This is a genomic window from Serratia sp. JSRIV002, from assembly GCF_019968725.1.
Taxonomy (GTDB): Bacteria; Pseudomonadota; Gammaproteobacteria; order Enterobacterales; family Enterobacteriaceae; genus Chania; species Chania fonticola_B.
Genome location: NZ_CP074143.1, coordinates 3,747,351 through 3,763,550, shown reverse-complemented (window position 1 = coordinate 3,763,550; position 16,200 = coordinate 3,747,351). Strand labels below are relative to the sequence as shown.

Sequence of the window (16,200 nt, the reverse complement as noted above, 5' to 3'; positions counted from 1 at the left end):
CTCACTCCACCACAAGATAAACATAGGCTCGGCGCTCCCTTTCCGGAATGAACTGCGGTGCATATATCACTTTGATTTTAGAGTCCGTCAGTTGACTTGCTACAGGGACTTGCCATGATTCAGGATCACAACCAAGAAAAAACATTACTTGAGCAAATTTTTTTGGCTCACGTCGTCTAAAAATTTCAACGTGCTTCCCACTCAAGCGTTTTAATAGTGCATCCGCGATATCAAACATCCATGCATCTCGAATGATAGCGGTAATAAAGCTTCCGGCAATGCGCGGGTTAATTTCAATGATATATATCTGCTCTTCATTAATAATACAGTCTATATGTATAGGGCCCCACATCAGATTCAGTGAGGCTGTAATTTTCTCTGTCATGAGGATGAGTCTGTCAATCTGAGACTCTGTCAAATCAATATCAGAGCTGTAACCCCGTTCAATAAAGCGTGAGCCTGCACGCTTGTTTTTTTTCATAGTGCCAATAAAAACTCCATCAAATAGTTCAACACAATACTCCTGCCCTGCAACGAAGTGTTCAATCAGTACTGCGCCACCAGGGATAATTTCTGGCTGAGCCCTGTATTTAGCACTGAGGTGTTCAAGGTGGACTAAAGCTTCTTTCGTTGTCCGGCATAGACTGATCCCTTGGCTGGCCGAGCCTTCAACCGGTTTAATGACCACAGGATAACTTAAGGTCGCGATCAAGGATGCAGGTAGCTGTTCTGATAGAGAAACTCGAGTTGGAGAGGCTTGCTGAAAACCTAGGCGGCTAAGTGTCTCGCTCTGGTTAATTTTAGATACACAGTAAGCTACTGCTTTTTTATCAGGGCCGGGAACACCAAACCAATCGGCAACTTGAGCTGCAACTGTTGCATATAAGTCGTGTGCAATTGTTATCAGTAATGCCGAGGTAAATACTACCAGGTTGTTTTTAATCCAATTTATAACGTTCTCAGTGGAAATATTCAATGAGATAACCTGCACGGCGTTTTCAAAAGCGCCATTGAGATTATCATGTTCAGCCGTTAACACGGTGACGCTATAACCATAGCGAATCGCCAGCGACACAAGATATAAGCTGGTGCCAGTATTTCTAGCACCTAAAATGACGAGTTGCATTTCAGCCTCTTATTCATCAGTACATTTTTGATCTGCGGTGAGCAATTTAGCGTTGTAAATCCTTTCGCCTTGGCAACTAAAATTGCGGAAAGGCCATAAATTTTTAGTGACGAAAATACGCTGAACCCAGCGATAGGCTCGGCCATTTTCATCATAATTGGCTGTGAATTGATCGCGAGAATGCAGCATGAAATTGTTGTTGATTATCACCATTGTACCAGGAGTAATATGAATGCCTTCAGCCACACTCCGGATAGTGATATGTAATTTCTCTAATGCTACTTGAGCCCTGCTATTAACGGGTATAACCATATCTGGGTAAAATGCCACGGTTATCCTAGGCGCATTTATCGGTCCAGAAACGACAGGGACTAACTCTGTATTATCTCTGGGAGTAACCGTGGCCGATCTCCAGCGATGAGGGACTTTGATAATGAAAGATCTTTCTCGTAATACAGCAATATCATCTGCAGAAAGCTGCTTAAGCGCTTTGCGAGCATCAGAGATTCGAGTTAATGGTTTTGCTTGTGTATCTTCCCTCACCCCTAGAAGTATGAGTACGAAAGGGGAAGTATCATCTTCCTCCTGATAAACTTGTGCTGCATTTTCAATATGAAAGTCAAGTTCGACTGCGGAGCCTAATCCGGTATAATCAGACGCTTTTTCTTTATGTGGGGTCAGGTTATTGACCAATTCATATCCTTCATGAGCAATGGAGTAGGGTTCTCCTAAAATAGCGCCCATGCCAACTAAAATATTCTCTGTTACAGAACCACTTTTGAATAGTCTACCTGTTTCATTGTTGTGAGGGCTACCAGTAATAACGCTATCAACAGGAAGATTTTTAACTTTAATACCTGCATATTCTGGAAATGGCTTTTTGAGGTCTTCTAGGGCATCAGTTAAGTGTTCAGGCAGAATACTCCACATCAGTTTTCTTATAGCTTTAATATATTCTGAACTTCCTTCTGGCGAATAGGTTAGCCCTGCTATTTTATCGAGAATTACTGATTTTTCTTCGTGACTAAGTTCGATTAACTTCAGTGTTTTTTCCTTATTCATAGCGATCTCCATATGAAAACATTAATTAATCACAGCTAGAATTACATGTGGTTTTTATGCTGTGGAAGTATCAAAAAGGAATAAAAAAGAATAGATTGGTTGTTAAATTGAATAAGAGTGATTTGTGAAATCAAACATCTTTCCAATCATGATTGTAAAATTCAAGTAAAAACATGCGGTTATTTTAATTATATGATTACTTTCTTTTATTAATCATTAACCTCTTGACTTGTGGATTGATTAATCTACAATTCATGGTGGGCTTATATCACGATAAGAAAAAATAGTGGAAAATATGAAAAAAAATCTTGGTAGACCTCGAGAATTTCACCCGCAGGATTTTCTTGATGCTGCGCTTAGCGTGTTTTGGATGAAAGGTTTTCACGCCACATCAATGGCTGACTTAATGCAGGTATCGGGCTTGGCCAGCGCGAGCATCTACAAGCTATACCCGGATAAAAGGTCCATTTTTCTGGCTGCGTTAACGCAGTATATGGATGATGGTTTGCGGAGAATGGAAAAACGCGCAGGTGAGCAGGATCCTGAAAAAGCACTGAGAGAAACGCTGAATTACTGTGCTTTACTGTCTACCGGCGAAGATGGTACTCGGGGTTGCTTTACCATTGCTACGGCGAGTGAATTGCTCCCAGACGACAAGGATATCTACGAAAAAGTCAGCTATATGTTCAGTGGAATTAAGAAAAACCTGTTGATCATAATCAAGCAGGGCCAAGAAAAAGGCATATTCAGGCTGGATGTCAAGGCCGAGATTATGGCTGAAAGCCTCTTCATAATGCTTGAAGGAATGCGTGTTTATGGCAAGGTCAAACCTGACTTTTCTGCCCTCAAACAGGCAAACGAATTCATTATGATGAGTGTATTAAAGATGGGACAGACTAATAGCTCTGCTTTAGCAGGGGGCGGTTAATGTTTATGCCTGGGATGCTTGTACGCTTACGTAAACGACCTGCAATCATGGTCGTCAGTGGAACTACGTCTGATAAGGGACTGGTGCATTGCTGTTGGTATTACCGGGGTGAGCGAAAACGGCAGACTTTTAGTGCAGAAGAGTTGACCGTTATTGAAGGCGGCTACAATCATCTGAGTTTTACTTGAATGCAATGACAAATGGTTTTTCTCGGTCGATAAATACGACTGGGGGATAGGGGCCGGGAATAGTAAGCTCGAATTCCATAAACAGAACAAAGCTATTACCCGGTCGGGCCCGTCAGAACGGTTTTATTTTGTGTATTTTCACTGTCTAGACAAGATGATAGCGTATTTTTTAATCACAGTGCGATCTGGGTGACCAGCTCAAGCTGTTCTTCAAGTTCCCTGATCCTTTGTTCAGGAGTTAAAGGGGCAGGCGGTTGGCTCATGGGCAACTCCCGGCTGGAGAGATGGGGAAGATCTGGGGCCCAGTTAAGATGGCCATGCTTGCGCAACCAGGTCAGAACGGTCGAACGTCCCCGAATACCATAGCGCAGTTGAGCCTGTTTGTAGGTCATTTCGCCTTTATCAACCTGCTCAACAACAGCAATTTTAAAAGACAAAGGATAGTCACGTTGTGTACGTTTAAACTCGGCCATTATCACGTTCTCCGGATTTAAGTCGAAAACGTGTCAACGCTATTCAGGACGGGTCACTGAAAAGCAAAAAGCCCGCTTAAGTTTCCTTAAGCGGGCTTCTCTAAATATGGCTCCTCTGACTGGACTCGAACCAGTGACATACGGATTAACAGTCCGCCGTTCTACCGACTGAACTACAGAGGAATCGTGTGAACGGGCGGAATCATAACGGGGTGCAGGGGGGAAGTCAAAGGGGATTACGCATTCTGCGTTTGTTTGCTTACAGAATGCGCAACCCGTTGAGCTTTTGGCAGATTTACCCCATAGATGCCCGCGTTAAGTTCAACCGATAGTGATAATGCCCGACGGCGGCGAGAAACAGAGCGAGATCACATCAGTGCCGTAAATGCGGTGATATCGAGACGGGAGTAGGGAATGGACATCGAAAAATCCCCGCCCGGAACCACGAGCGGGGAGTAAATTAAGGCTTACTCGTCGGCGAGGACAAACATGCCGAACGGATGGATTTGCAGGAAATAGCTGTCGCCCGGTTCGGGCTGCAACTGCGTAGCGTTTACCTGCAGCAGCAGCGACTGATCGTGCCAGTTCACCAGCACTTCATACTGCGGCCCCATATAGGCCACCTTGCTGATGGTGCAACGCTGACTTGGTTCCCCATGTTGGCTGAGGGTAATCGCTTCTGGGCGCACGCCCACGGTACATTGCTGCAAACCAGCAGCAAAGCCTTGTGGGCGTGGCACCGCGTAGCCAAAGATCTCTACGCCGCTGCTGGTCACCTTGGCCGGGAAGATGTTGGCATCCCCCATAAATCCGGCCATAAAGCGCGAGGCCGGGTAGCGGTACAGCGTTTGCGGTGCGCCAATCTGCATGATTTCCCCTTTGTTCATCACCAGCACGGTGTCGGAAACCGCAAAGGCTTCGCTCTGATCGTGGGTGACATAGAGTGAGGTGATGTTGAACTGCTGCTGCAATTCGCGGATTTTTTCACGCATGCTGCGGCGCAGGTTGGCATCCAGGTTACTCAGCGGTTCATCGAACAGCAGCACCTTGGGTTTGAGGATCAGCGCACGTGCCAGGGCGACGCGTTGCTGCTGGCCGCCGGAGATCTGATCGACATAGCGCTCTTCAAAACCCTCCAGATCGACCAGCATCAGGGCTTCACGTACCCGATCGCGGATCTCTGCCTTGGGCCTTCCGAGCATTTTCAGGCCATAGCCGATGTTATCCCCCAGCGACATATGAGGGAACAGCGCGTAGGACTGGAACACCATACAGATATCCCGCTGCTGAATGGAGCGATCGGTCACGTCCTCGCCGTCGATAAAGATCTGCCCGCCACTGGGTTTCTCCAGCCCGGCGACCAGGCGCAGGACTGTGGTTTTACCGCAGCCGGAAGGGCCAAGCAGCGTCACCATATCCCCACGTGGGATCGCCAGGCTCAGGTTTTCAATCACGGTATTGTTGCCAAACCGCTTGGCGACGTTCTTCAGTTCAACAAAGTGTTTCTTATCTTGAATGTCAGACATGTTGTTCATCCTTCTCCGCCGGGTATCAGGCCGCATTCCGGGCTTTGGAACGCGCGACCCGCGCTTCGCCAACCAGGGCATCAAACAGGAAAATAATCGCCAGCATCACTACGATCAGGATCGATCCGTAGGCAATGGCTACGCCATACTCGCCGTCCTCGACCCGGTTAAGGATGTAGGACGTTGCGACGCGCGTATCTGGCGTCACCAGGAAAACAATGGCGCTCACGGTGGTCATGGCACGGACAAAGCTGTAGACCAACGCCGAAAGGATCGCCGGGCGCAGCAAGGGCAGCAGGATATACACTATGGTGCGTAGCGAACCGGCACGCAGGCTGAGAGAGGCCTCATCCAGCGACTTGTCCAACTGCCCCAAACCGGCGATACCCGCGCGGATCCCCACCGGCACGTTGCGCATCACCATCGAAATGATCACGATGGCTGCCGTTCCGGTCAGATAAACCGGTGCGCTGTTGAACGCCAGAATGTAGGAAACACCGGCCACGGTGCCTGGCACCGCGAAGCACAGCATAGTGCTGAACTCGATCACTTTTTTACCCTGGAACTGCTGGCGTACCACGATGTAGGCAATCAGCAGGCCAAAGATGGCAGTGATCGGTGCGGCAATCCCGGCATACAGCAAGGTATCGAGCAGGGAAGGCCACGCGCCGTCGCTGAAGCCTTGGCCGAACAGTTTGCTGAAGTTGTCCAGCGTCAGCGTGTAGTCCACGCCCCAGTTAACGGTGAAGCTGCCGTAGAAAATGCTGCCGTACAGTAAGATGTTGAAGGCGATCCAGACATACAGCATCAGCGAGACGCCCCACACCAGCGTCACCGGTAGCGGCTGAACGTCGCCGTGGTTGGATTTGCCGGAAATGGTCACGTAGGAACGCTTGCCGATCCACATGTATTGCACGCAGAACACCAGCAGCGAGAACATCAGCAGCACCACGCCTAGCGTACTAGCTGCCTGATAATCAAGCTGCGCACCGGTAATGTAGAAGTAGATCTGCGTGGCCAATACGTCGAAGTTGCCGCCGAGAACCAAGGGGTTACTGAAGTCCGCCAACGATTGAACAATGACGATCAGGAACGAGTTGGCCAATGCCGGTTTCAGCAGCGGCATAAACACCTGGGTAAAAGTCTGGAAGCGGTTGGCGCGCAACGTGTAGGACGCCTCTTCCAGCGACGGATGGATGGTCTTGATAGCCCCATCGAGGATCATGAATGACATGGGCGTAAAGGCCAGTACCTGAGCCAACCAGATCCCGGTAAAGCCGTAGAGCCAGTTGGTGTTGGTCAGGCCGAACCAGGTCACCATCAGCTCGGTGATGTAGCCGGAGCGGCCCATCATCAGGGTGACGCCTAAACCAACCACAAACGGCGGTGTGACGATTGGCAGGATCGAGAAGATACGGCCAATCACCGCCGAACGGCGGGCGATACGCGTGGTATAAATCGCCAGCACCATGCCAAAGAAGGTACAGCCAATCCCGACGGCGACGGAGAGCAGGAAGGAGTTCCAGATCACCTGCAGGATATGCGCCTGCCCGAGCGTTTGCATAAACGCCAACGGGGCGAAGGCACCGGCCTCATCGGTGAACATCGGGATAAAGATGGCGATGCTGGGATAAATGATAAACAGCACGATCAGGGCGATCACTGCCACCAGCGAACCGAGTACAAAGCGATCGCCACCCAGCCATTCCAGCCTTGAGAGAGCAAGAGTGATCACTGCGCCGATTGCCACCAGCAGCGGCAAGGTAGCGAATCCCATCCCGGTACCGGTCGCGGCGGCGCTGATAAATACCAATAGCCCGCAGGCCAGAGCATAGCCAGCATCAAACAGATGGCGGTTGCGTTGCTTGCGGCCAGTGGTAATCTGCGGGCGTACAGCCAGCAGCAACGGGGCGGCAAACCACAGCATGGCCAAGCCTGCATGTGACCATCCGTAGGCCGCCAGCAGCTCTTCGCTGGTCGCCTCCAGCAGCCCGTAGTCCAGGCTGTAGGAAGGCAGTAGGGCGAAACCTGCCAGCGCCAGCAGCAACCAGTAGAAAATGGGATCCCGCCCCTGCGTCGTGCGCAAGGTGATGGTTTCAGACATGATATTCCCCGGAATAAACGAAAATGAAGCGGGCGTAGAGCCTACGCCCGATAGATGCAGGATGGGATCAGTGGCCCATCTTCACGTCGTTAACCCATTTGGTGATCAGCTTTTTACGCATGTCGGAAGCGCCGTAGGTATCCATGTCGTAATCGATCAGTTTCAGTTGATCCAGCTTCAGCGAGTTAGGGGAGGTCTCTGCCGTGGTGTTGGTCAGGATCTGGTAAGACTGCCCCTTTTTCCAGGAAAGCTCCTGGGCCTCTTTTGACAGCGCCCAGTCCACGAACAGCTTGGCGTTTTCCATATTGCGGGCGTTTTTCAGGATGCTGATACCGCCGATTTCATAGCCAGAACCTTCGCATGGGGAAACCAGCGTCAGAGGTGCGCCTTTTTCTTTTTCCAGCGAATAGTCGTGCAGGAAGCCAATGCCGATCGTGGTTTCACCACGCGCGGCGTTGCGGGCCGGGGCGATGCCGGACTTGGTGTACTGCGAGATATTGCCGTTCAGCTGTTTCAGGTAATCAAAGGCGGCCTCTTCGCCCCACAACTGCGCAAAGGTGGCCAGCGCGGTGTAGGCCGTGCCGGAACTTTGTGGATCGGCGATCTGGATTTCCCCTTTGTAGATCGGGTTGGTCAGATCCTTCCAGCACTTGGGTTCAGGCAGGTTTTTCTCTTTCAGGCGATCGGTGTTGACGCCGAAACCGAGAATGCCGATATACACCGCAGAGGAGTAGTTGCCTTTACGTTTGGCCGGATCGCGGAACTGCGGCATGATTTGCTCCAGGTTCGGCGAGGCGTAAGCCTCCAGCAGGTCCATTTCACCGGCCTGCGATTGGGGATCCAGCGTGCCCCCGTACCAGACGTCGGCCTGCGGGTTTTTCTTCTCCGCGTCTACCTTGGCCAGGGTGCTGCCAGAGCCGTTGCGGATAAAGCTGGTCTTGACGTCGTATTTTTCCCCGAAGGCTTTGGCTTCTTCCTCGCACATGGCGTTGGTGGCGCTGCAATAGATCACCAGACGGCCTTTGGCCTGCACGGTTCCGGCCAGGGCTGTCAGCGCCAGCGTGGTGGCCAGCAGGGTGTTGAGAGGTGTCAATTTCATGGTGTTGTCCTTTTTGTTGTTGTCTTTGTAGGGTAAAGCAAACCATTTTCCCCTCACCCCAACCCTCTCCCACAGGGAGAGGGAGCTGATCCGGTGTTGCTATTGGGTGCGAGGATCAATCCATTAACCGTATAAAAATTACGTCTATTGTTGCCGTATCTGCCCGGCCATCAGCAGCGGCATCAACAGCAGGCCGACGCAGGTGGCTGCCAGCGCCAGCAGGGCAAAAAAGCCATACCAGCCGTAATGCTGCAATACCTGCGCCAGCGGCCAACCGGCCAGCGCGGCACCCAGGTAGGCGAACAGGCCAAGAAACCCGGTCACGGTCCCGGCCGCGTCCTTGTGGCAGTGCTCCGTGGCGGCCAGCCCGATCAGCATCTGCGGCCCAAACACAAAAAAGCCGAGGCCGAAAAAGCAGGCCGAAAGCAGCCCGTAATGGTGCAGCGGGGCCAGCCATAGGGCGGTCGTCGTCACAAAGAGTCCGATGGAGAACAGCAGGATCATCGGTGCTCGCAGGCCGCGAAACAGCAGATCCGATCCCCATCCGGCAAACAGTGCGCCAAACAGCCCACCCAGTTCAAACAGTGACAACGTGGCGTTGGCCTTCATCAGGTTGACGCCGTGGCTCTCCGCCAGCCAGATGTTGCCCCAATCGTTCAGCGCAATGCGTATCAGGTACACCAGGATGTAGGACACGCCGAGCAACCAGATGGTTGGGTTGCGCAATATGGTGTCAAACAACATCCGCCGCATCGGCATCGCCGGGCTTTGCTGCTCTTGCCACAGCTCCAGCTGATCGCGCCGCCAGTGGCCTACGCTGGGTAATCCTTGCTGCTGCGGTTTACCGCACAGTTGCCAGCACAGCCACAGCCCAATCAGCATCCCGATGGCTCCCGGCAGCAACAGCGCAGCCTGCCAACCGTAGTGTGAAGCCATAAATCCGGACAGCAATGGCACGGCCGCACCGCCCAGGCTGATCGAAGTATTCCAGGTGCCCCACCAGAAGCCTCGCTCGTTGCGCGAATACCAACTGGTGAGCATCTTGGCGCAAGGCGGCCAGCCCCAGCCCTGAAAGAAACCGTTTAACGTCCAGACCACCAGCAACGCCGTCAGCGAATGGCAAAAGGCGAACACGATGTTCAGCACGCCGGTGATAAACAGCCCGACACCCATAAACCAGCGCGCCTGGCTGCGATCGCTGACAATGCCGGAGACAAACTTCGAGCCGCCGTAGGCCAGGTAAAACAGCGTACCCAGCAGGCCGATATCCCCTTTGTCCAACCCCAGTTCGAGCTGCATCACCGGCATGGCATAGCTGACGCTCTTGCGTGTCAGATAAAAGGCGCCGTAGCCGACGATCATCGAAAACATCAGGCGTGGTCGCCAGTAGCGGTAACGAGCGCTGATTTGTTCCGCGGTTAACGTGGCCGATGTCATGAGTTCCTCCGGACAGTGAGAGCAGTGTAGGGTGTTGAAAACAGGATTGGATGAGACAAGGTTTTAGGCACCTAAGACTTAGTCCTAGTCAGACGGAGTTTTTGTTCAGTTTTGTGGGCAGGTTAACAATTATGCGCGTGCCATTACGCCGATGGAGCCGCCAATCGCCCCCCAATGCGCGCACTCGCTCTTCGATACCGCGCAGGCCAAAGCCGCTGGTGGGTTGCAACGGCATACCCTGGCCGTCATCACGGACTTCCAGAGTGATCGTCTGGTGGGTTTGCGTCAGGCTTAAATGCACATGGCTGGCGCAGGCGTGTTTGCTGATGTTATTGAGCAGCTCCTGTGCCACGCGGTAGAGGGTAAATACCAGGGTTTCATCATCTGGCGTGGCTGGCAGGCGGTAATCCAGCTGGAAGCTGATCCCCTGTTCGGCAAAGGAAAACTCATCGGCCAGGTGATGCAGAGCTTTGTCCAGCTCCATCTCTTCCAACACCGGTGGGCGCAATTGCCGTAGCAGGGTGCGGGTGGTGTGGTGGATGCGTTGCGATAGCGAATCGATCTGCTCCGCGGCCAGGCGGGTGGCCGGGGCGGTGGCGCTGCGGTTCACCAACATTGCCTGGATCTGAATGGCGGTAATATTCTGGCCGATCTCGTCATGCAACTCGCGAGCGATGGCCTTGCGCACCTCTTCTTCGGTACCTATCAGCCGCTCCATCAGGTGTCTTTTGGCCGCTAATTCCTGCTCCAACTGTTGGCGATAGCGCTGTAGCTTTTGCGCCAATTGCTGCTGACGGCTGATGGCAATCCCCAGCCCAATCCCCAACAGCGCCTGGGTAGAAAGGAATAGCTCCAACTCTTGCAGACCCTGAAACGCGCCACCGGCCTGACGGGTGAGGGTGATCATCACGCTACCAAACAGCGCCGCCAGGACGCCCCCTTGCCAGCCAAAGCGATAAGCCATAAACACGTTGGGCAAAAAGATAAAGATCAGCAGCAGCCGCTCCATCTGCGGGGCGATCGCCAGTTGCACGCAAATCCCCATGGTGAGAAACAGTGAACACCACAGCAGAAGAGAGGTGCGTAGCTGTGGTGTCGAGGGGCGCGGAACGGGCATCGACGTCACCAGTTGCTGGCGCAGGTAGGTATAAATCAGATAGACGAAAGGCACCAGCAGTACGCCGCCGGTAAAGCTGGTCAGCAAGGTTTGACTGATACTGGATGGCAGCCAGACCCCCGCCAGTAACCCGCACAGCAGCGCATTGGCCGCGATGGCCGCCAGCAATAGCGATAGCCGTTGCCAATACAGGTGATAGCGATACCACAGCCGCTGAGTGCCCCATGCTGGTAGCAGGCTTAACAACGGTAGCAATAGCACCAAGCGATCGCTCAGCAATTGCTGGTCATACAGCCATAGCAGCGTAGCGGCTTCCGCTAATAACAGCGTGGGCCAGTAACGCCGGGGCAGCAGGATCAGCAGCGCTAGCCGCAGCCCTTGGGGAAACAGCAGCACGGCCTGCTGGCCGTCATGGCTCAGATGCAGGCTAATGGTCCACAGGGCTAGCCAACTGAGGGCAAAAAACAGCGCCAGAAACAGCGAAAGCGCCAGGCGGCGCACCATTGGCGGCACCGGCTAACTCCCGGCAAGCAGTTGATGTTGCAGCGCGAAATGCACCAGTTCCACGGTGGTGTCGCAATGCAGTTTGCCGAGGATGTTGGCGCGGTGCACCTGCACGGTCTTATGGCTTAAGGTCAACTGTTGGGCGATGGTTTTGACACTCAGGCCGTTGACCAGCAGATCGAAGATCTCTTTCTCGCGCGGGGTGAGTACCTGCAATTCTTTCGGTGGCTGCGGAGTATGGCGCAGCGCTCGCAAGGCATCCGCGCACAGGTAAAGCCCACCGCTGCTGACGGCGCGAACCGCCTGCACCAGTTCATGGGGGCCGCAGCGTTTGGTGAGATAACCACCGGCCCCGGCATCGATAGCGCTTTGCACGAAGGCATTGGTGTCATAGATGCTGAGGATGATGGCGCGAAAGGTGGGGCGCTGTTGGCGTAAACGCTGGAGCAGGCTGAGGCCGCTTTCATCCGGCATGGCGATATCCAGCACCGCTACGTCGATCGGATCGCGCAGCAAGTGCGGCCATGCCTGTGCCGCCGAGTCGAACTGGCCGACGATACGGATATCCTCTTCCAACGACAGTAACTGGGCAAACCCGGAACGAACCACCACGTGGTCGTCTATCAGCGCAACGTTAATCATAAGCCTGTAACAAAGTGTGAGATTTTCCGCATCATGCGCAGGAAAACTCTGGCTGGCAACTGTTGCGCTGCAAAATGGAAGGGAGTTAACAGATTGGCATTAAAATGGCCTGCCGCATCGATCCAGAGTATCCCTGTCACCAGCGCTGTTATTGCCTTCCTGACGGTTATTTTTACGCAATTCGCTTCGTTTCTCCCCTGCGGATCATGACCTCTGTCGCAAACCGGGAAGGTTGCAGGTTTGTCCATATAAATAGCATTCAAAGATATGGGGGAAATCGCTATCGAGGCTGTAGAGTCCCTCTACGGGAATGTTGTGCAGATGTAAAATCGGCATCCCGGGAAATCGTCACTAACAATAAAATATAAATAATACCAATGAGTTACCTCGCTACTTGGCGGTTATGCCTCAACCTACATTAGATCCGGGAGTGTTAGATGAAAAAATTGAGTGTGAAAACGTTATTGGCGGCTAGCCTGTTCAGCATGCTGGTGGGCTCGGGCGGTGCATTGGCGCAAGAAGTGGAAGTCGTCAATATTTCGAAAATCGCGGGAATGCCCTGGTTCAACCGCATGGGTGAAGGTGTGGAACGTGCCGGTAAAGACCTGGGTATCAAAGCCTATCAAGTCGGCCCATCCAGTACCGATGCTCCACAACAGGTTAAAATTATTGAAGATTTAATCGCCAAGAAAGTCAGTGCCATCAGTATCGTGCCGAACGATGCCGATGTATTGGAGCCCGTCTTCAAGAAAGCGCGTGACGCCGGTATCGTGGTATTAACCAACGAATCACCAGGGCAGCCTAGCGCTAACTGGGATATTGAAATCATTGATAACGCCAAATTTGCCGCCGACAACGTGGAAGAAATGGCAAAAGCGATGGGCGGCAAGGGTGGGTATGTCATTTATGTCGGCAGCCTGACCGTGCCACAGCATAACCTGTGGGCAGATTTGTTTGTTAAGTACCAGAAAGCGCATTATCCGGAAATGTTTGAAGTGACCAGCCGTATGCCCGTCGCCGAGAGCATTGATGACTCACGCCGCACCACACTGGATCTGATGAAAGCGCATAGCGACCTGAAAGGGATTGTGGCCTTCGGTTCACAAGGCCCAATTGGTGCAGGCCGTGCAGTGAAAGAGAAGCGGGCGAAAAACAATGTCCACGTATTCGGCATGATGATCCCCTCTCAGGCAGCCTCGCTGATTAAAAGTGGTGATATCGCCATGGGTGTCACTTATGACCCAGGTTCTGCTGGATATGCACTGACCGCCGTTGCTGACAAAGTGCTTAAAGGTGAGAAGATCGAAACAGGCATGGAGATCCCTGGGGTGGGTAAAGCGGAAGTTGATCAGGAAAAACACCTGATTCAGTTCCACAATGTACTGCGAGTTACCAAAGATAACGTGGATTCCCTGTATTAATTCCCCCGCATGACCGCAGAGCCGGATGCCTTGTCCGGCTCTGCAACCATTGCTCGCCTGGCGTAAGAGGATGTATGCAGCCATTTATTACCCTGGAAAATATCAGTAAAACCTTTTATGGCGTCAAGGCGCTGAATAAGGTGGCTATGACCCTGTTACCGGGTGAGGTACATTGCCTCGCTGGGCAGAACGGTTGTGGCAAATCAACACTGATCAAGATTATCTCCGGTGTTTACCAACCCGATAGAGATGCCGCCATTATTATTGATGGCAAAACCTATTCAACCCTGACACCTATTGAGTCTGTCCGCCTGGGGATCCAGGTCATTTATCAGGATTTATCCTTATTCCCGAATCTGACCGTGGCTGAGAATATCGCCATGAACCATTATCACCATCAGCTGTGGGTGAATAAACGTCAGATGCGTGAGACCGCCGAACGCGTCATTAACAGCATTGATGCCCACCTTAATCTGGACGAATTGGTTGAGAATTTATCCATCGCCCAGAAACAATTAGTCGCTATCTGTCGTGCACTGGCACAAGATGCCCGCCTCATTGTGATGGATGAGCCAACCGCGTCGCTGACCCGGCAGGAAGTCAACGGCTTGCTACGGGTGGTGCATGAGCTGAAATCACGCAATATCTGTGTGGTATTTGTGAGTCACCGGTTGAGCGAAGTGCTGGAGATTTCAGACCGTATTACCGTGCTGAAAGATGGCCAGTGGGTTGGAACCTACCCTGCGGCTGAAGTGGACAACCAGCGGCTTGCCTGGCTGATGACGGATATGAAATTTGATTTTCAGGTGCTACCGCCTTACAGCGAAGCACGCCCTGTCGTGATGGCAGTGGAAGCGCTTTCCCGTGGCAATCAATATCAGGATATCTCACTGGCTTTGCATCCTGGCGAAATTGTCGCGCTGGTTGGTTTGCTCGGGTCTGGCCGCACAGAACTGTGCCTCAGTCTATTTGGTTTAACCAAACCCGAGTCGGGCAGCATTCGTATCAATGATAAGCCAATGCGGTTCGCCAGTAACCGCGATGCCATTGCCGCCGGTGTGGGCTATGTCTCGGAAGACCGGATGAGCACCGGGCTGATTATGGAGCAATCAATCCGCGACAATATCAGTGCCACGGTATTACACCGGCTTAAAAATGCCTTGCACCTGATGCGGGCCGAGCGAGTCGACACGCTGGTCGAAGACATGGTGAAACATCTGTCGATCAAAATCGGTAATAGCGACCTGCCGGTCAATACGTTATCCGGTGGAAATGCCCAGCGTATTGCCATCGCCAAATGGCTGGCAACCGACCCGCAAATACTGATCCTCGACTCGCCGACCGTTGGGGTCGACATCGCCAACAAAGCAGGCATTTATAATATTATCAATGCATTGGCGGCGCGGGGGATTGCGGTATTAATGGTTTGTGATGAGATTGATGAAGCTTACTTTAATAGCCACCGTATTCTGGTTATGCGGTCTGGGCGGCTTGTGCAGGAGTTCTTGCCGAGTAACTGCAGCGAAGCTGCCATTGCGGAGGTAGTCAATGGCTAATCCCCATGCACTCAATAAGCCTGATGTAGGCAAAACAGGATTATTTAATAAAGAGCATCTGAAACGCCATGAAGTTATGTTGGCTTTTACCCTATTGATTATTTCGACTTATCTTGCTTTCACCAGCCCAGAATTTTTGACGCTCGCCAATATTTATGACTTGATAAATAACTACGCCATGCTGACCATTTTGGCGTGCGGGTTTTTTATCGTCTTGATTTCTGGCGGTATTGATATTTCATTCCCGGCGATGACCATTATCTCGCAATATGTCATGGTGACATTCATTGCGAAGTTTGGCGGTAATTTCCCGGTGGCTTTCGCGTTGGCAGGAGGCATCGGATTGTTGCTGGGGTTGATCAATGCGCTCTTGGTTAATCGCCTGCGGGTACCGTCCATCATTATTACCATTTCCACGCTGAATATCTTCTACGGGTTGCTGCTGTATCTCAGCCGGGGTGTCTGGCTGTATACCTATCCGGAATGGTTCGAACATGGGCCAATGCTGTTCTCCTTCACCGCCGCTGACGGCTATGACTATGGCCTTTCGCTGCCCATTTTGACCTTGCTGGCGACGATTATTGTCACTGCTTTGGTGATGACACGCACCAGCATTGGCCGGCAAATTTATGCGTTGGGCGGTAATCAGGAAGCGGCATCCCGCATGGGGTTCAGCATTGTAAAGCTGCAACTGTTTGTTTATGGCTATATGGGGTTTTTATCCGGTATCGCCGGTGTGGTGCAGTCCTATACCGTCTTGACGGTGGCACCGGATTCGTTGCTCGGTTATGAACTCACCGTGCTGGCGGCGGTGGTGCTGGGCGGTACCAGTATTGTCGGTGGACGGGGGACCCTAACCGGCACTCTGCTCGGGGTGATCTTGCTGGCAATATTGCAAAATGGTCTGAATTTACTGGGTATTTCGTCGTACTGGCATAGCGTGGTGATCGGTCTGGTGATAGTCATCAGTATCAGTGTGACAGCCTGGGGCCAACGTCATAAGGTAGGGATATAACC

The 16,200-nt window shown here is 52.2% G+C and carries 13 protein-coding genes, 1 tRNA gene and 1 pseudogene; 4 read left to right on the top strand and 11 right to left on the bottom strand.

Annotated elements, in window-relative coordinates; genetic code table 11:
• Position 1: 1 nt before the first annotated feature.
• On the bottom strand, positions 2-1,126 hold the full coding sequence (locus KGP26_RS17710; protein ID WP_223664344.1) for an acetyl-CoA carboxylase biotin carboxylase subunit family protein: 1,125 nt from the start codon (positions 1,124-1,126) through the stop codon (positions 2-4).
• A gap of 9 nt (positions 1,127-1,135) precedes the next feature.
• Positions 1,136-2,188, bottom strand: a complete 1,053-nt coding sequence (locus tag KGP26_RS17705; protein WP_223664343.1) for a carbon starvation induced protein CsiD — start codon at positions 2,186-2,188, stop codon at positions 1,136-1,138.
• Positions 2,189-2,483: 295 nt separating this feature from the next.
• Between KGP26_RS17705 and KGP26_RS17700 the strand changes: the two genes are divergently transcribed.
• Entirely contained in the window at positions 2,484-3,116 is a 633-nt protein-coding gene (locus KGP26_RS17700) for a TetR/AcrR family transcriptional regulator (RefSeq protein WP_059201165.1), read from the top strand.
• A gap of 385 nt (positions 3,117-3,501) precedes the next feature.
• Here KGP26_RS17700 and KGP26_RS17695 read toward each other — a convergent pair.
• The 9 genes and pseudogenes from KGP26_RS17695 to KGP26_RS17655 form a co-directional block, all read right to left on the bottom strand.
• A pseudogene (locus tag KGP26_RS17695) lies at positions 3,502-3,777 on the bottom strand (IS3 family transposase); the annotation flags it as partial.
• A 107-nt stretch (positions 3,778-3,884) separates the two neighbouring features.
• Positions 3,885-3,960 (bottom strand) — tRNA-Asn (locus KGP26_RS17690).
• 284 nt (positions 3,961-4,244) lie between these two features.
• A complete protein-coding gene (fbpC, locus tag KGP26_RS17685) occupies positions 4,245-5,303 on the bottom strand; it encodes a ferric ABC transporter ATP-binding protein (protein ID WP_039995816.1) in 1,059 nt (352 codons plus the stop codon).
• A 25-nt stretch (positions 5,304-5,328) separates the two neighbouring features.
• Positions 5,329-7,407 (bottom strand): iron ABC transporter permease, encoded by a 2,079-nt coding sequence (locus KGP26_RS17680; protein ID WP_223664342.1) that lies wholly within the window; start codon positions 7,405-7,407, stop codon positions 5,329-5,331.
• A gap of 67 nt (positions 7,408-7,474) precedes the next feature.
• A complete protein-coding gene (locus KGP26_RS17675; RefSeq protein ID WP_021180290.1) occupies positions 7,475-8,506 on the bottom strand; it encodes an ABC transporter substrate-binding protein in 1,032 nt (343 codons plus the stop codon).
• A gap of 144 nt (positions 8,507-8,650) precedes the next feature.
• Positions 8,651-9,943, bottom strand: coding sequence for an MFS transporter family glucose-6-phosphate receptor UhpC (gene uhpC / locus KGP26_RS17670; RefSeq protein WP_115158125.1), 1,293 nt, complete (start codon positions 9,941-9,943; stop codon positions 8,651-8,653).
• Between the two features lie 88 nt (positions 9,944-10,031).
• On the bottom strand, positions 10,032-11,564 hold the full coding sequence (locus tag KGP26_RS17665; RefSeq protein ID WP_223665666.1) for an MASE1 domain-containing protein: 1,533 nt from the start codon (positions 11,562-11,564) through the stop codon (positions 10,032-10,034).
• Between the two features lie 12 nt (positions 11,565-11,576).
• Positions 11,577-12,206, bottom strand: a complete 630-nt coding sequence (locus KGP26_RS17660; protein ID WP_021805795.1) for a response regulator transcription factor — start codon at positions 12,204-12,206, stop codon at positions 11,577-11,579.
• A complete protein-coding gene (locus KGP26_RS17655) occupies positions 12,203-12,454 on the bottom strand; it encodes a hypothetical protein (protein ID WP_166732626.1) in 252 nt (83 codons plus the stop codon). The genes KGP26_RS17660 and KGP26_RS17655 overlap by 4 nt, the downstream gene beginning before the upstream one ends.
• 237 nt (positions 12,455-12,691) lie before the next feature.
• Here KGP26_RS17655 and KGP26_RS17650 point away from each other — a divergent pair, with 237 nt between their 5' ends.
• The 3 genes from KGP26_RS17650 (at position 12,692) to KGP26_RS17640 (ending at position 16,198) form a co-directional block, all read left to right on the top strand.
• Entirely contained in the window at positions 12,692-13,627 is a 936-nt protein-coding gene (locus tag KGP26_RS17650) for an autoinducer 2 ABC transporter substrate-binding protein (RefSeq protein WP_223665665.1), read from the top strand.
• Between the two features lie 74 nt (positions 13,628-13,701).
• Entirely contained in the window at positions 13,702-15,183 is a 1,482-nt protein-coding gene (locus KGP26_RS17645; RefSeq protein WP_218519166.1) for a sugar ABC transporter ATP-binding protein, read from the top strand.
• A gap of 76 nt (positions 15,184-15,259) precedes the next feature.
• Positions 15,260-16,198 carry an ABC transporter permease gene (locus tag KGP26_RS17640; protein ID WP_037375581.1) on the top strand — a complete coding sequence of 313 codons (939 nt, stop codon included), beginning with the start codon at positions 15,260-15,262 and terminating at the stop codon, positions 16,196-16,198.
• Positions 16,199-16,200: the final 2 nt, after the last annotated feature.

What these genes read in the sequence shown, in the direction of transcription:
- KGP26_RS17710 (WP_223664344.1), bottom strand. Translation starts at nt 1,126, where the DNA reads ATGCAACTCGTCATTTTAGGTGCTAGAAATACTGGCACCAGCTTATAT.
- KGP26_RS17705 (WP_223664343.1), bottom strand. Translation starts at nt 2,188, where the DNA reads ATGAATAAGGAAAAAACACTGAAGTTAATCGAACTTAGTCACGAAGAA.
- KGP26_RS17700 (WP_059201165.1), top strand. Translation starts at nt 2,484, where the DNA reads ATGAAAAAAAATCTTGGTAGACCTCGAGAATTTCACCCGCAGGATTTT.
- fbpC (WP_039995816.1), bottom strand. Translation starts at nt 5,303, where the DNA reads ATGTCTGACATTCAAGATAAGAAACACTTTGTTGAACTGAAGAACGTC.
- KGP26_RS17680 (WP_223664342.1), bottom strand. Translation starts at nt 7,407, where the DNA reads ATGTCTGAAACCATCACCTTGCGCACGACGCAGGGGCGGGATCCCATT.
- KGP26_RS17675 (WP_021180290.1), bottom strand. Translation starts at nt 8,506, where the DNA reads ATGAAATTGACACCTCTCAACACCCTGCTGGCCACCACGCTGGCGCTG.
- uhpC (WP_115158125.1), bottom strand. Translation starts at nt 9,943, where the DNA reads ATGACATCGGCCACGTTAACCGCGGAACAAATCAGCGCTCGTTACCGC.
- KGP26_RS17665 (WP_223665666.1), bottom strand. Translation starts at nt 11,564, where the DNA reads ATGGTGCGCCGCCTGGCGCTTTCGCTGTTTCTGGCGCTGTTTTTTGCC.
- KGP26_RS17660 (WP_021805795.1), bottom strand. Translation starts at nt 12,206, where the DNA reads ATGATTAACGTTGCGCTGATAGACGACCACGTGGTGGTTCGTTCCGGG.
- KGP26_RS17655 (WP_166732626.1), bottom strand. Translation starts at nt 12,454, where the DNA reads ATGGACAAACCTGCAACCTTCCCGGTTTGCGACAGAGGTCATGATCCG.
- KGP26_RS17650 (WP_223665665.1), top strand. Translation starts at nt 12,692, where the DNA reads ATGCTGGTGGGCTCGGGCGGTGCATTGGCGCAAGAAGTGGAAGTCGTC.
- KGP26_RS17645 (WP_218519166.1), top strand. Translation starts at nt 13,702, where the DNA reads ATGCAGCCATTTATTACCCTGGAAAATATCAGTAAAACCTTTTATGGC.
- KGP26_RS17640 (WP_037375581.1), top strand. Translation starts at nt 15,260, where the DNA reads ATGTTGGCTTTTACCCTATTGATTATTTCGACTTATCTTGCTTTCACC.